The sequence below is a fragment of the uncultured Nonlabens sp. genome (assembly GCF_947495285.1).
Lineage (GTDB): Bacteria > Bacteroidota > Bacteroidia > Flavobacteriales > Flavobacteriaceae > Nonlabens.
This window is the reverse complement of record NZ_CANLXZ010000007.1, coordinates 17,306-33,287: the sequence shown is the minus strand read 5'-3', so window position 1 is coordinate 33,287 and position 15,982 is coordinate 17,306. Positions and strand designations below refer to the sequence as shown.

General features: G+C 34.6%; 10 protein-coding genes and 1 pseudogene. 9 read left to right on the top strand and 2 right to left on the bottom strand.

Going from position 1 to position 15,982, the window contains the following annotated elements:
* Positions 1-159 precede the first annotated feature (159 nt).
* From Q0838_RS04125 to Q0838_RS04105, 5 genes are all read left to right on the top strand, one after another.
* Positions 160-3,174 carry a TonB-dependent receptor gene (locus tag Q0838_RS04125; protein ID WP_298951697.1) on the top strand — a complete coding sequence of 1,005 codons (3,015 nt, stop codon included), beginning with the start codon at positions 160-162 and terminating at the stop codon, positions 3,172-3,174.
* Positions 3,175-3,189: 15 nt separating this feature from the next.
* The gene (locus tag Q0838_RS04120) at positions 3,190-4,713 is read left to right on the top strand and encodes a RagB/SusD family nutrient uptake outer membrane protein (RefSeq protein WP_298951696.1); all 1,524 of its coding nucleotides are present in this window, start codon (positions 3,190-3,192) and stop codon (positions 4,711-4,713) included.
* A 189-nt stretch (positions 4,714-4,902) separates the two neighbouring features.
* Complete coding sequence (locus Q0838_RS04115; protein WP_298951694.1) at positions 4,903-6,093, top strand: glycoside hydrolase family 88 protein; 1,191 nt, start codon at positions 4,903-4,905, stop codon at positions 6,091-6,093.
* 29 nt (positions 6,094-6,122) lie between these two features.
* Positions 6,123-8,540 carry a glycoside hydrolase family 2 TIM barrel-domain containing protein gene (locus Q0838_RS04110; protein WP_298951692.1) on the top strand — a complete coding sequence of 806 codons (2,418 nt, stop codon included), beginning with the start codon at positions 6,123-6,125 and terminating at the stop codon, positions 8,538-8,540.
* 162 nt (positions 8,541-8,702) lie between these two features.
* On the top strand, positions 8,703-9,551 hold the full coding sequence (locus Q0838_RS04105; RefSeq protein ID WP_298951689.1) for a DMT family transporter: 849 nt from the start codon (positions 8,703-8,705) through the stop codon (positions 9,549-9,551).
* Here the strand turns inward: Q0838_RS04105 and Q0838_RS14355 are convergent.
* The gene (locus Q0838_RS14355) at positions 9,527-9,697 is read right to left on the bottom strand and encodes a chondroitinase-B domain-containing protein (RefSeq protein ID WP_366942011.1); all 171 of its coding nucleotides are present in this window, start codon (positions 9,695-9,697) and stop codon (positions 9,527-9,529) included. The two genes, Q0838_RS04105 and Q0838_RS14355, sit on opposite strands and share 25 nt — an antisense overlap.
* Before the next feature lie 143 nt (positions 9,698-9,840).
* Positions 9,841-10,290, bottom strand: a pseudogene (locus Q0838_RS14350) (chondroitinase-B domain-containing protein).
* A gap of 492 nt (positions 10,291-10,782) precedes the next feature.
* Between Q0838_RS14350 and Q0838_RS04100 the strand changes: the two are divergent.
* The 4 genes from Q0838_RS04100 to glgB all read left to right on the top strand — a co-directional run bounded on the left by Q0838_RS04100 (position 10,783) and on the right by glgB (position 15,846).
* On the top strand, positions 10,783-11,169 hold the full coding sequence (locus Q0838_RS04100) for a hypothetical protein (protein WP_298951685.1): 387 nt from the start codon (positions 10,783-10,785) through the stop codon (positions 11,167-11,169).
* A gap of 97 nt (positions 11,170-11,266) precedes the next feature.
* Entirely contained in the window at positions 11,267-12,679 is a 1,413-nt protein-coding gene (locus Q0838_RS04095) for a glycogen synthase (protein ID WP_298951683.1), read from the top strand.
* Positions 12,676-13,941 (top strand): glucose-1-phosphate adenylyltransferase, encoded by a 1,266-nt coding sequence (locus tag Q0838_RS04090; protein ID WP_298951681.1) that lies wholly within the window; start codon positions 12,676-12,678, stop codon positions 13,939-13,941. The genes Q0838_RS04095 and Q0838_RS04090 overlap by 4 nt, the downstream gene beginning before the upstream one ends.
* Positions 13,942-13,944: 3 nt before the next feature.
* A complete protein-coding gene (gene glgB, locus Q0838_RS04085; RefSeq protein ID WP_298951678.1) occupies positions 13,945-15,846 on the top strand; it encodes a 1,4-alpha-glucan branching protein GlgB in 1,902 nt (633 codons plus the stop codon).
* Positions 15,847-15,982 lie beyond the last annotated feature (136 nt).

The window sequence follows — 15,982 nt, the reverse complement described above, 5'->3', positions numbered from 1 at the left end:
TTTCGGATTTTTGTATACCCTTTTCTGAATTATTGATCGCTAAGCTTCAGTTAATTTTATCACATCTTTAAAAGGGTGTTCGGTGTTAGATAGTTTTCGCAATCGATGTAGGACATTTTTATCAACTAACTTAAAATAATTCAATTTAAACAAAATCTTATGCAACAAAAAAACAAACCGCAATTATTAAGATATGGACTCTTGCTAATTTGCATTTTTGGTTCATTCTTAACTTATGCGCAAACTTCTACGATAACTGGTAAAGTTGTAAGTAGTGAAGGAGAAGAGTTATTAGGTGTAAGTGTTTCCATTAAAGGTACATCTACAGGTACATCTACAGATTTTAATGGTGATTATAGCATTACTGTTCCTAATGCAGATGCTGTTTTAATGTTCAGTTCTATAGGATATACGACATTAGATGTACCTGTAAATGGACAGACGGTAATTAATGTAACCTTACAGGATGATCTAGCTTTACTAGAACAGGTAGTAGTTATAGGTTATGGAACAGTGAAGAAAAGCGATGTTACGGGCTCTGTTTCTTCTGTAGATTCTGAGGAATTAAATGCCTTCCCGGTACAAACCGTTCAACAGGCCTTACAAGGACGTGCTGCCGGTGTTGCTGTTTCAACATCAAATGGTGGTGAGCCAGGTGCTCCTATTAATATTAGAGTTCGTGGTAATACTTCTATAGGAGCAAGTAGTGCCGCTTTAATAGTTGTTGACGGTTTTATAGGAGGCGCATTACCGCCACCTACAGATATAGAATCTCTTGAAATATTGAAAGATGCTAGTGCAACAGCTATATATGGTGCTCGTGGTTCTAACGGTGTTATTTTAGTAACTACTAAAAAAGGACGTGAAGGAAAGACCGTAGTTGAAATTAATAGTAGCTACGCTTTTCAATCTACTAGTGATCGATTAGATTTATTAAATGCCGATCAATTTACAGCTTATCAACAAGAGATAAACCCTAGTTTTGTAGGTGGTGATTCAAATACAGATTGGCAAGATTTAATTTACGACAGTGGATCTACTCAACAACATCAAGTCTCTGTTTCTGGAGGAGGAAAAGGAGTTAATTTTTATACTTCTATGAACTATTTTGAGCAAGATGGAGTAGTTATTAACTCTAACTTTGATCGCTTCTCTCTACTAGGAAATTTAAATGCACAGGTAACAGATAGATTAAAATTATCAACCAGTCTTTTTGTTTCTAGAAGTGAAAAAGATGGTGTGTCTTCTCAAGCAAGTACAGGTGGAACAGGTAGTGGAGATGTAATATCTCTAGCAGGACGCTTCAATCCGTCTTTAGGTATTCGTGATAATGCAGGTGTTTTTACTCTTAATGATGTAGGTGATACAGTAGATAATCCATTTGCAGTAGCCACTTCTGAAATTGAAAACACAAAAAGAGATATAGCTAGAATTAATGCCGGCGCAGAATATTCTTTTACAGATGAACTATCTTTAAAATCTACATTAGGTTTTGACACTACTAATCAGACCTTAGGAACTTATTCTCCGTCAACTTTGCTTTCTGGTGCAAATGGAGGAGAGGCAACTATTCAAAATGCTAGAACAACTAACATTCTTTCTGAAACTTATTTTACCTATGCAAAAACTTTTGATAAGCTAGATTTTTCAGCAGTTTTAGGATATTCTCATCAAAATGAATTAAGAGAAGATAGCTTTGCAGGAGCTCAAAATTTTATATCTGATAGCAGTTCATTTTATGGATTAAATCAAGGTTCTAGTCCTTTAACACCTCAATCATCAAGGATACAACGTATTTTTCAGGCTCAATTCGGAAGAGTGAATTTTTCTTTTGATGACAAGTATTTGTTAACCGCCACTTTACGTCGTGATGGATCTTCAGTATTTGCAGAAAATGAAAAATATGCCTTATTCCCATCTGCAGCTTTAGGTTGGAATATAAGCAACGAAGATTTTTTAAAGGATAGTGAAAATATTTCAAATCTTAAGTTAAGATTAAGTTATGGTGCCACAGGTAATCCAGGGATTGATCCTTATGCTTCTTTAGCAGCTTTTGAGTCTATATATTCCGTTGCAGGAGATCAAACAGTTAATGCTATCGTTCCTTTACGCATTGAAAATCCAGATTTAAAGTGGGAAACTACTTATCAAGGAAATATAGGTGTGGATGTAAGTTTCTTAAAGGATAGATTTACTTTAAGTGTTGATGCTTATAACATGGATACAGAAGACCTTATTCTAGGAGATAGTAGTACACCAGAATATTTTGGATTCTTTGATACTGAAAGATTAGTTAATGCTGGTGAAGTTAATAATCGTGGTTTAGAAATCGTACTTACCTCTAGAAACATAGTTAAGGAAAACTTTTCATGGACTACTGAGTTAAATTTTTCAAGAAACGTTAATGAAGTTGTTTCTTTAGTCGATGGTGAAGATATTTTTCTAGACGCTTCCCCTGGTAGTTTCTTGATCGATCAAACGCATTTATTAAGGGAAGGAGAAGCTGTAGGTGTATTTTATGGTTTTGAGTATAGAGGTGTTAATACTACAGGAATTGCACCTGCTGGAACTGCATCTATAACTAGTGATGCTGCAGCTGGTGGTGAGTTGTTTACAGATTTAAATGATGATGGGGTTATTAATAATGACGATAGAACCATTATAGGAGATCCTAATCAGGATTTTACATTTGGTATCAATAATACCTTTAAATATAAGAACTTTGATATGAATATTTTCTTTCAAGGAGCCGTAGGTGGAGATATTTATAGTTTTACATTTAGTGAGTTAGCTGGTGGAGCAGCAAACGCTACGACTGAGGCATTAGACAGATTTTCTGCTTCTAATCCTAATGGTTCTGTACCTATCGCAGCAGTGAGAGCACAACGTGTTTCCTCACGTTTTGTTTATGATGGTAGTTACGTGAGGTTAAAAAACCTTGCTGTAGGATATAATGTACCTCAAGACCTTACCTCTAAAATAGGATTTGAGAGCATTCGTTTAGGATTGAGTGCTCAAAACTTATTGACTTTTACAGACTATCCTGGATTAGATCCAGAAGTGAGCTACAATAATAGAGGGAACAATTTACAAAATAATACCAGCCAGGGGTTTGAATATGGTAACTTCCCTAATATCAAAACAGTAACTTTTAGTCTAGGATTAAGATTTTAATAAAAAAATAGAGACATGAAAAATATAAAATATTTATTTTTTGCTTTTAGCATAGCTTTTATCGGTTGCTCCGATCTAGAAGAAGAACCTATAGGGCAATTAACCCCAGATGGATTTTATACCTCTAACACTGCGGTTCAATCCACTATTAATGGAGCATATGGATTAATGGGAGAAGAGGCCTTTTGGGGTAGGAAATTGTCTTTGCCTTTAATGGTTAGAGGTGACCTTGCTCGCATAGGTATCAATACATCACAAAGAAGACGTGATCATGACGAGTTTACAGTCAGCGATGATAACGGAATGATAATAGAATATTGGCCACGAGCATATCAAGTAATTGCCACATGTAATCAAGCCATTGCAGGCTCAGAATCTGTAGGGTCTTCTCCGGAGACTTTAAATCCTATTATCGCTCAAGCTTATTTTGTACGAGCATACGTTTATTATCATTTAGTAAGGCTACATGGAGATATTCCTTATTTAGATACACCTGTAACAGACCTCTCTGCTGCTAGTAGTATTGCAAAAACTTCTGAAGCAGATGTTTATCAAAACATTATCAACGACCTTATGTTTGCTGAGCAATGGTTGCCAAACACGCAGCCTACTAGAGCTTTGCCTTCTAAGGCTACAGCTATGGCTTACCTAGCTTCTGTATATTTAACCAGAGGTGAATACCCTATGGCAGCTGTAAAAGCACAAGATATTATACGCGATGAAGCTTTATTTGACCTAGAACTAGAAGATGATTTTGCTGACTTATGGGATTTTTCAAAGCAGCAATCTTCTAAAGAACCTTTGTTCTCTTTGGATTTTAACGGTTTTAGAGATGGTGACTTTGGACAGGACTATATGCCAGCACTTACTGGAATAAGAGATAATATCACACCTAATGGAGAAGGATGGTCTGTGATCATGTCTAATGAAGCTTTTTATAATGCATGGCCATCTGACGATTATAGAAGAGATGTAAGTTTTGTTACAGAAAGTATGTTTCTAGTAAACGGTATACCTACCATGTTGCCGTATCAAACCTGGTCTACTGCAGATTCAAGAAACCTAGCAGAACCATTTATAGCAAAATATAATCGTAATATAGGAACCACTTCAAATTCTAATGGTCGTGGATCTGAGCTCAATTATGCGCAGATGCGTTATGCAGAGGTGTTATTAATCGCTGCTGAGGCACTTAATGAAGCAGGTCCTAGTGCAATTGCTGAAGGTTACCTCAATCGTGTAAGAGCTAGAGCTAGAAATGCAGGTGGTTCAACAAGAAGCACACCTTTAAGTATAAATGGACTATCTCAGGACGATTTTAGAGATGCAGTACTTACAGAGCGTACATATGAGTTAGCCTTTGAGTTTAAAAGATGGTATGATATTAAACGTCGCAATTTAGGAAATGAAGTATTTTCTGGGCCTAACGCCTTTGAAGAGAGACCTAATTTTGACCCTTCTAGAGATTACCTTTTACCATTGCCTGCAGATGAAATAGCTAGAAACCCAAATCTTCTACCTAATAATCCAGGATATTAATCATTTGTATTAATCAACTGCTTAAATCCCAATGGCTCTAGGTCATTGGGATTTTTGTATACCGTAATTTGAATTTTTAATTCAAGCTATTGATTTATTTTTAACTCGTTACAATTTCAAAAAACTATAGCATCTTATATGTTTAAGTGAGTATGATAAACTCTTGATAACTCTTAAATCCTCAATTAAATGATTTCAAACCTTAAAACTGTCCTAGTTATTATCTTGGTTTCTACATTCATATCCTGTAAGAACGAAATAAAAGATACAAAAGAAGTAAACGTTACCTCGATCGATGATTTATTAGAAAAACGTTTTGATCATGTGGTGAACTATCCACTCGATTCTACAGCATTTCCTAGAAGTTACAACTGGCATAAAAAACAAATCTTAAAACGACCATCTAAGGACTGGACCAGTGGTTTTTATGCAGGTAATTTGTGGATGTTGCACGATCTTACTGGTGAATCTCGCTTTCGCGAAAGCGCAATAAAATGGACCTCCTTTATAGAAAAAGAAAAATATAATAGTGGTACTCATGATATGGGGTTCAAGGTATATAACAGTTTTGGATTAGGGTACAATCGTACACTTGATGAAAACTACAAAAATGTTTTAATAAAAAGTGCTCAAACATTATCCACCAGATTTAATCCTAATGTACAATCGATAAGATCTTGGGATTTTAAAAAAGAAGAATGGGAATTTCCTGTGATCATAGATAATATGATGAATCTAGAATTGCTTTTTGAAGCGACTCGACTTTCTGGAGATTCTACTTTTCATAAAATAGCAGTTACGCATGCAAATACTACTTTAAAAAATCATTTCAGAGAAGATAATAGTACCGTTCATGTAGTTGTTTATGATACCATTAATGGAGCGGTTAAAGATAAAGTGACTCATCAAGGCTATAGCGATGACTCTTCCTGGGCACGCGGTCAGGGATGGGGTATATATGGTTATACCATGGCTTATCGATATACTAAAGATAATAAGTACCTAGAGCAAGCTGAAAAAACGGCTGGATTTTATTTAAATCATGAAAATTTACCTGATGATGGTATTCCATATTGGGATTTTAATGCTCCTAATATTCCAGAAGAACCTAGAGATGTGTCAGCAGGTGCAATCGTAGCGTCTGCTATGGTTGAGTTATATGGTTATACTAATAATCAAATTTACCTTGATTACAGTAATAAAGTATTAAACACTTTAAAAACCGAAAAATACATACTTCCTGCAACTGTAGATGCTCCATTTATTTTACAACACAGTTCTGGAGACTGGTCTAAAAGGTCTGAAATGGATGAGCCTATTGTTTATGGGGACTATTATTTCCTAGAATTAATGATTAGACTTAAAGATGTAAAAAAATAAAGAACACCACAATTTCAAATTTCTATCTAATGAGAACTACTTTTAAATACCTCTCTATAATTCTTTATATTCTAGTGACCTCATGTAATTCTGGTGTTTCTAGTAGTGTAAAGCCAGATTTAAAACGCAGCCAAATTAATATTAATAAGAACTGGTACTATCTAGAAAGACCTGAAGAGAAGTTTTCTGAAATTCAAGATATAAAGGAATGGGAAAGGATAGACTTGCCGCACTCTTGGAACGCACTAGATGCAACAGATCTCGATCCAGGATACCGCCGTAGTTCTAGCTGGTACAAGAAAAAATTGAATGTAGAAACAGTTTATTCAAATGCTGTTTATCAATTGTATTTTGAAGGAGTGAATATCGTTTCTGAAGTCTTTGTGAATGGAAAAAAAGTAGGAGGTCATATAGGTGGTTACATAGGATTTACACTAGATATTACAGATGTTGTAAAACCTGGAGAGAATGAAATACATGTAAGAGTAGATAATAGTTATGATCCAGAAGTGATTCCTTCTCAAAAAAGCGATTTCTTTATTTATGGAGGTATTACTCGCGATGTTTTTTTAGAGATTTTACCAAAGAGTCATATAAAGCGAGTAAAAGTTTCTACACCTCACGTATCTAAAGAACGAGCAAATGTAATTATAGATGTAGATGTAGCTAATACCATAAAAGGTTATGAAATATATGCTACTCTTCAATCTCCATCTGGTAAACAAATGTTTGTAAACGAAGTTCTTAAGATAGATGGATTTACTAGTATTTCTTTTGATAATATTAAAAACCCAGAATTATGGAGTCCTAAAAACCCTAATCTTTATACGTTAACTACTGTGATTAAAAACGGTGATCAAATTATAGACCAAACCGAGGAGAAAGTAGGATTACGCTGGTTTGAGTTTAAAGATCATGGGGCCTTTTTTTTAAATGGTGAACGCTTGCTTTTAAGAGGGACGCACAGGCACGAAGAACATGCAGGAGTAGGGGCAGCGATGAGTAATGAACAGCATCGTGCAGATATGGAGTTAATAAAAAGTATGGGGACTAATTTTGTGCGTCTAGCACATTATCCACAAGATCCAGAAATATATAAAGCATGTGATGAGCTAGGTCTAATAGTCTGGGATGAATTGCCATGGTGTCGCGGTGGACTAGGAAATAAAACTTGGAAAAAAAACACCACGAGCATGTTAAAGGAAATGATCAATCAAAACTATAATCATCCCAGTATCATTTTCTGGTCATTAGGAAACGAGATGTACTGGTTGCCAGATTTTGAAAATGGCGATGACACGGTAGAAATGAACAAATACCTACAATCTCTTCATGATCTTTCTCATGAGATGGATCCATATAGAGTAACGGCCATCAGAAAATATTATGAAGGTGCAGATATTGTAGACGTTTTTTCTCCGTCTATATGGTCTGGATGGTACTCTGGTAGTTATAAAAGTTATGGAAAAGCCATAGAACAATATAAGTCGCAGTACAAACATTTTATCCATACAGAATATGGTGGTTCTAGCCATGTAGGACGTCATACGGAAAACCCAATTACAGGAGAAGGTGCTATACAGGCAGATGGATGGGAAGAAGCAATAGTCCAGACTGGCATTGCAAATATTGCGCAAATAGGAGACTGGAGTGAAAATTATATGGTAGACCTTTTTGACTGGCATTTACGTATTTCAGAAACTGATTCTACTTTTGTAGGTAATGCTCAATGGGCTTTTAAAGATTTTGGGACACCATTACGTCCAGAAAATGATATTCCTTACATGAATCAAAAAGGTCTCGTAGATCGCGATAACAATCCTAAAGATTCTTATTATGTTTTTAAAAGTTACTGGAGTGATGAGCCATTTGCCTGGATAGAATCACACACTTGGACAGAGCGTCAAGGTCTCAAAGGAATTAAACGTGAGATAAGTGTTTATTCTAATGCTCAAGAAGTAGAGTTTTTTATGAATGGAATCTCTATGGGAACTAAAACAAAGGACATTGCTAAATTTCCTGCCTCAGGATTAACATGGATGGTAGATTTTAAAGAAGGAGTAAATACCATGAAAGCAGTAGGTATAATGAAGGGTGGAACTGTTGTAAATGATGAGTTAGATGTGAATTATAGATTTATTAAAAATGGCAAAGCAGTTCAACTAGATCTAGAGTATAAAAAAATAGATAATGGTAATTACTTGCTTACCGCTTATGCTAAAGATGCTGATGGGCTAACCTGCCTAGATTATGAAGAGCGTGTATATTTTCAAGCTTTGTCAGGTGCGACTACTTTAAAAAGTCTAGGAACACCTACAGGAAGTGAATCTATTAAAATGGCAAATGGTAGAGCGTCTATAGAAATTATACCTAATAAAAATAGAGCACCTATTGAGGTGATGGTTCTCAATCAAAGCTTTAAAGGGACCTATTTAACTATAGAATAAAATTATCTTTTAATTAGAAAAAAAATTATTGCGTCTTGTGACGTTCTAATTGTTTTCCATTTTAAATTAAGAGTAAAAAAATAAGAAGAACTTGTAAATTTGTCCATTCTAGGCCGCGTAGGCATTATTTACTAACATCATGCCTGCTTTATTTTATTTAATGTGAAAAACCTACATAAAGCCATCGTTTACATGTTATTAAGTACACTAGCGTTTGCGTTTATGAACGGTCTTGTAAAATATTTGATAGAATTCGGCGCCTATCAATTAGTGTTTTTTAGATCGCTCGGTACTTTAATTCTTACAATGGGATTTTTATTTTACAAGAAAATACCAGTTTTAGGAAATAAACGCATCTTGTTGATTACTCGTGGTGTTGCTGGCGCTATATCTTTAATACTGTTTTTCCTTTCTTTAAAATATTTAGCTGTAGGTACTGCCGTTGTGCTTAGGTATTTATCTCCTGTATTTGCAGCTATTTTTGCTGTGATATGGCTTAAAGAAAAGATAAGGCCTATACAGTGTTTATTTTTTTTATTAGCTTTTTCTGGAGTACTGGTAATGAAGGGTTTTAATAACGATCTTAGTTTTATAGGTGTCTTCATGATATGCTCATCTGCATTAATGATGGGAATCGTTTTTGTTACTATTTCTAAGATAGGTAAGCAAGATCATCCTGTTGTAATCATTAATTATTTTATGGCGATAGGCACCCTGCTAGGTGGTTTACTAGCTCTTAATAATTGGAGAAATCCTCAAGGTAATGAATGGATTATTTTAAGTAGTCTAGGTATTGTAGGTTTTGTAGGGCAGCTTTTTATGACTAAGGCTTTTCAAATAGCATCTACAAATCAGGTTGCCCCACTTAAATATCTAGAAGTTATTTTTACTGTCCTCATAGGTGCGTTTTGGTTTATGGAAATTTATACAGTGTGGGCTATTTTAGGTATGGTAATGGTTATTACAGGGCTGTTGCTTAATATCTTTTATAAGTCAAGAAAAGCAGGCTGAAATATATGTTTATTGCTTAGTAATAGATTATTCTTAAATATTACATCATCTATTTTATCATATGTCTTTATAGGATAAGATATAAACCTGTCATTATACAGAAGATAGTTTATAATTAGGACCTTATCATGTCGTGCAGATCTTATTTAAGACGGTTGTAAAACCTGTGCCCGATCTGTATTTACATTTACAGCGGTGTTATCATTACCTATTAATAATGTTAGCACTTGTTTTAGCATAATCACCATGCTTAGTAATTAAAGATCCTTCACTCTATGGAATGACATGATTAAAAAAAGGTATTAAGGTTGGATTTGTTAGAAATAATTCCCACCTCGTCATTCTGTACTTTAAAGAGATTATAAGTTACTGGAGTATATGAAAGTGTCCTAGACGTTTTACCAGCACCTACTTGCATGGTCTCAGCTTTCAGTTTATTTTTTTTAGATCTAGGTCAGAAATCTTTATGATGTCTCTTATGATAATTATTTACATGTTCATAATTATTAAGATATACCTTTAAAGCAGGTCCCTTATTAGATTTCCTAGCGATGTAATTGTGATCTAGTTCATTATGTTTACCATAAAGCTCTATGTGGAGATCTTTTCTATGAAGGTCAGGTTGTGTAAAATCTTCTATAATAGTTCTAGTAACACGACAGCTAACAACGATAGAATCTAGAGGTTTTTTAAAAATTAGAACAGCTTTGTCTGGTGTGTATCCATTTTTAAAATAAATATTCCGGTTACTAGATATTCACCACTTCATTTAAAAGAAAAGACTGTCCTTTTAAAATGACCTTACCAGGTGTTTCTGCTTTGTTTCCATTCCATGAATTTTAACTTGCGCATCTTTTCATATATCGTTTTTCATTAGGATAACATCTCCAGCTTTAAAGTCACTAATTGCAGTAGGTAGCTCTTCTGTACTGGAAACGGTAAGAGAAGTCAGTTTTGATCATTACAAAATATTAAAGCTATGGCTAGCGCTAGTGAAAATAAGATTTTTACATGGTGGATTTATGAATATTAAAGATATCTACCATAACGATAAAACGAGTTCTAAAGAGTCCTAAATGAAGTATGTAAAAGTACCGTTTTATCAGCTTGATTCTTTTAAAAGCCGTTTAAAAACTGGGGTTGTGATTCTGAGATAGATGTTTGTGGTCATCTCGCTTTCGCGAAAGCGGAACACAAATAACTATCTTTAAATAATAAAAAGCCTATCTTTATGAGCCAACTTAGTTTTATGAAATCGATACGACATCATGATGTAGGATATGCAGATATATTCATATTTGAACTTTATTTGATGGTACAAGTTAAAGAAGGGTATTCTGTCGATGTGGAGGATTTAAAAATCTTCCATGCGTTGAACGATAAATATTTTAAAGATAGAAAATTTATTTACATCTCTAACAGAGTGAACTCTTATTCAGTAAATCCATTGATTTACCCTAGAGTCGCGATGGTAGAAAATTTAATAGGTATGGTAGTGGTTGCCGATAATGACATTAAAGTCAACATAGCAAGTTTTGAAAAAAACTTTTCATCAAAACCTTTTAAAATTTACTCTTCACTAGACGAGGCAGTAATGTGGGCTTCAAAACAATTTTAGATTTTTATAATTGAAAGTCGTTTATTTTGTGAATTTCAACTATTTTTAGGAGTGTAAAGGGACTTTATTTCATTATTTTAAACTAACTGGTGTTATTATGAATATCGTACATCTAAGTGCAGAGTGTTATCCAGTGGCCAAAGTAGGTGGCCTCGCAGATGTAGTCGGTGCATTACCTAAATATCAAAACGGTTTAGGACATGAAGCATGTGTTATCATGCCGTTTTATGACCTTTCTTTTACGCAAAAAAACAAGTTTAAATGCACTTATAAAGGTAGTTTAAAGTTAGGTAGCTCTTCTTATAGATATAGTGTAATGGAACCTGTTGATTTAAATCTAGGGTTTCAACTCTACTTAATTAAAATACCAGATTTACTATTTACAAATTATGTTTATTCTGATGATGATGCAAAGCGATTTCTTGCTTTTCAAATAGCATGTTTAAACTGGTTAGCTAGTAAAGAGCAACTGCCAGATGTGATACACTGTCATGATCACCATACAGGATTGATACCTTTTATGGCTCAATATTGCCATGAGTACGAGGTTTTTGAAAAAACGCCATCTATTTTAAGTATTCACAACGCGCAATATCAAGGCTGGTTTTCACATAAATTAATAGATCTTATACCTCAATTTGATAGAAAACACACTGGTCTGTTAGATTGGGACGGTAGTATAAATCCGCTAGGATGCGCGATAAAATGTGCCTGGAGAGTAAATACAGTCTCTCCTAGTTATATGGAAGAGCTTAAACAAGAGGCAAATGGGCTAGAAATTTTATTAACTCATGAAGCCGCAAAATGTGTAGGGATTTTAAATGGAATCGATACCACTGTATGGGATACTAATACAGATTCTTTTCTTAAAAAGAATTACAGTAAAAGCAGTGTGTTAAGCGGTAAAAAAGCAAATAAAAAATGGCTGTGTACTACCTATAATCTAGATGTTAAGAAACCGTTGTTTGCATTTATAGGGCGGTTAGTCTATGAAAAAGGATCAGACCTTTTTCCTGAAGCTTTTGAACAAATATTACAAGATCAAGAGGTTTCTATTTTATTATTAGGATCTGGAGATAAAAATACACAACAAAGACTTGTTGAACTTAAAAAGAAATATGAAGGATCTTATAACCTATATGTAGGTTATGATGAGGCGTTATCTCATGTAATCTATGCAGGGGCAGATTTTTTACTTATGCCTTCCAGAGTAGAACCTTGTGGATTAAATCAAATGTACTCTCTTAGATATGGAACTATACCTATAGTAAGAGGCACAGGTGGTTTAAAAGATACTATTGTAGATATAGAAAATGATGGTTTTGGTTTTATTCACCTAGAGGCTACGGCAGCTCATATATTTTCAACGGTAAAAAGGGCAGTCACTCTTTATAAAGACCAAAAACGATTTAAAAAAATAAGAAAGCAGATCATGAACATAGATCACTCTTGGGATAAGTCTGCAAGTACATACATACAACTCTATAAATCTTTAACCAACAGATCATGATTAACGACAAAGTTTTAAGTATTATTTTAGGTGGTGGACAAGGGACTAGACTCTATCCACTTACTGAGAGTCGCTCAAAACCAGCAGTGCCCATTGCGGGAAAATATAGACTAGTCGACATTCCTATCTCTAATTGTATCAACTCAAGTATAAAGAGAATTTTTGTATTGACTCAATTCAATTCTGCTTCATTAAATAGACACATTAAAAATACGTATCATTTTAGTTTTTTCAGTTCGGCCTTTGTAGATGTACTAGCGGCAGAACAAACACCTGATAATAAAGGCTGGTTTCAAGGAACTGCAGATGCAGTAAGGCAGAGTATGCATCATTTTTTACGTCATGATTTTGAATATGCATTAATTCTATCTGGAGATCAATTATACCAGATGGATTTTAATGGGATGATAAAAGCTCACATAGAGGCAAATGCAAAAATATCTATAGCGACTATACCAGTTACAGAAAAAGATGCAACATCATTCGGTATTTTAAAGACAGATAATAAGAACGTAATTACTTCTTTTATAGAAAAACCAGACGCCAGTTTATTACCAGAATGGAAGTCTGACGTAAGTAAGGAAATGAAACGTCAGAAAAAAAATCATCTGGCCTCCATGGGAATTTATATATTTAATCGAGACTTGCTTATCGAGTTAATGGAAAATGATGCCAATATTGATTTTGGAAAAGAGATAATTCCACAAGCTATAGCGACTCATAAAACAGTTAGTTATCAATTTGAAGGATACTGGACAGATATAGGTAATATAGATTCCTTCTTTGAGGCAAATTTGGGACTAACAGATGACATGCCACAATTTAATCTTTACGATTCTAAACAACGTGTCTATACTAATGCGAGAATACTACCTACTTCAAAAATATCAGGAACCCACTTAGAAAAAGCAGTAATAGCAGAAGGCTGCATAATTAATGCGGCAAAAATTGAAAAATCTGTCATCGGGATACGATCTAGAATAGGAAAAGAAAGTACAGTCATTAATACCTATATGATGGGTAATGATGATTATGAGACCCTAGAAAACATGGAAAAAGAAAAGCCAGAAGCTTTGATAGGGATAGGAGAGCGATGTTTTATAAAAAATACCATTATTGATAAAAACGTGAAAATAGGAGATGATGTTAGAATTAATGGAGGTAAACACCTAGAGGATATAGAAACAGATAAATTTGTAGTAAAAGAAGGAATAGTAGTTATAAAGAAAAATGTAGTTATTCCTAAAGGCTTTTCCATTTAACATATGGGACAGGTTATAATACACAGTTTATTTACAGACTTTGATATCGACCTATTTAAAAGCGGTAAGCATTACCGTCTTTATGAGAAATTAGGTGCTCATTTAATAAACGTAGATGGTGTAAAAGGAACATACTTTGCAGTGTGGGCACCCAGTGCAAAAAGTGTAGCAGTAATAGGAGACTTTAATTTCTGGAATGGAGAAGAGCACCTCTTAAAAGTAAGATGGGACAGCAGTGGTATATGGGAAGGTTTTATTCCTGGGGTAAAACATGGAGCCATTTATAAGTATAAAATAAAGTCATCTCACAATAGCATTATAACAGAAAAAGCAGATCCTTATGCACGCCGCTGTGAGCACCCACCTAAAACCGCTAGTATAGTTTATGATTATAAACCTAATTGGGATGATCATGAGTGGATGCAATCACGTGCAAAACACAACGCTCTAGACGCTCCATACTCTGTATATGAAGTACATCTAGGTAGCTGGAAAAAGAAGTTAGAAGAAAATAGAAGTTTAAGTTATCATGAACTTTCTTTGGATCTGGTAGCTTACGCCAAAGAGATGAATTTCACACACATCGAGTTCATGCCTATTATGGAGTATCCTTATGATCCCTCGTGGGGCTATCAAATTACAGGTTATTTTGCTCCTACGGCAAGATTAGGTTATCCAGAAGAATTCCAAGAGCTGGTAAATGCATGTCATCATGCAGGTTTAGGAGTTATTCTAGACTGGGTGCCATCTCATTTTCCCGAAGACGCTCATGGATTAGGAAATTTTGATGGTACATCGCTATATGAGCATCCAGATAGAAAAAGAGGCTATCATCCCGACTGGAAATCTCTTATTTTTAATTATGGTCGCAATGAAGTAAAAAGCTTTTTGATCTCTAATGCGTTGTTTTGGCTAGATCAATACCATATAGATGGCTTGCGAGTAGATGCGGTAGCTAGTATGTTATTCTTAGATTATTCTAGAGAAGAAGGAGAGTGGGATGCAAATATCTATGGAGGAAATGAAAATCTAGAAGCTATCGCATTTCTCAAAGAAATGAATGAAGCCGTTTATCTCAATTATCCAGATACACAAACCATAGCCGAAGAAAGCACCAGTTTTCCTATGGTTAGCAAGCCCACTTCTATCGGTGGATTAGGCTTTGGTATGAAATGGATGATGGGCTGGATGCATGACACTTTACAGTATTTTAAAAAAGAACCTATCTATAGACGGCATCATCAAAATGATTTGACCTTTTCAATGACCTATGCATTTTCAGAGAATTTTATGTTACCACTTTCTCATGATGAGGTAGTTTATGGTAAAAGTTCCATTCTAGGAAGAATGCCCGGAGATGACTGGCAAAAATTTGCTAACTTAAGATTACTTTACTCTTACATGTTCACACACCCAGGAAGTAATTTAATGATGATGGGGTCAGAATTTGGACAGCATGAAGAATGGGATTTTAATGGCAGTCTGGACTGGCATTTAACTCAGTTTAAACCCCATCAAGGAATACAAGAAGTAATTAAAGATCTAAATAAACTTTATATAAATCAAAAAGCGCTGCATGAGAAGCAATTTAATAAGGATGGTTTTGAATGGATTTCTTATGAGGATCATGAAAACTCTGTTATTAGTTACATAAGAAAAGGTATCGATTCTCATGTAGTGATTATTTGTAATATGACACCTGTTGTTAGAGAGAACTACCGTGTAGGCGTGCCATCTGGTCTTGAGTATAAATTATTATTTAATAGCGACCACTCTAAGTATGGTGGTTCTTCCATGTCTGTAAAAAAAAGATTGGTACCTGAAAATAATAACTGGAACAACAGGGATAAAAGTGCCGTATTACATTTACCACCGCTAGCTGCGTTAGTATATGGAAGTATTTAGAAAGGTAGGGTGGTTCTTAATAATAACCCCATAACTCAAACGGTTGCGTAACTATCTCTTTTTTAAAAGGATAATCAAAAATCTTTTTCTTAATTTAACTTTTTATTACAGCTTATTTAAGTTGTATTCAAAACAC

What these genes read in the sequence shown, in the direction of transcription:
- Q0838_RS04125 (WP_298951697.1), top strand. Translation starts at nt 160, where the DNA reads ATGCAACAAAAAAACAAACCGCAATTATTAAGATATGGACTCTTGCTA.
- Q0838_RS04120 (WP_298951696.1), top strand. Translation starts at nt 3,190, where the DNA reads ATGAAAAATATAAAATATTTATTTTTTGCTTTTAGCATAGCTTTTATC.
- Q0838_RS04115 (WP_298951694.1), top strand. Translation starts at nt 4,903, where the DNA reads ATGATTTCAAACCTTAAAACTGTCCTAGTTATTATCTTGGTTTCTACA.
- Q0838_RS04110 (WP_298951692.1), top strand. Translation starts at nt 6,123, where the DNA reads ATGAGAACTACTTTTAAATACCTCTCTATAATTCTTTATATTCTAGTG.
- Q0838_RS04100 (WP_298951685.1), top strand. Translation starts at nt 10,783, where the DNA reads ATGAGCCAACTTAGTTTTATGAAATCGATACGACATCATGATGTAGGA.
- Q0838_RS04095 (WP_298951683.1), top strand. Translation starts at nt 11,267, where the DNA reads ATGAATATCGTACATCTAAGTGCAGAGTGTTATCCAGTGGCCAAAGTA.
- Q0838_RS04090 (WP_298951681.1), top strand. Translation starts at nt 12,676, where the DNA reads ATGATTAACGACAAAGTTTTAAGTATTATTTTAGGTGGTGGACAAGGG.
- glgB (WP_298951678.1), top strand. Translation starts at nt 13,945, where the DNA reads ATGGGACAGGTTATAATACACAGTTTATTTACAGACTTTGATATCGAC.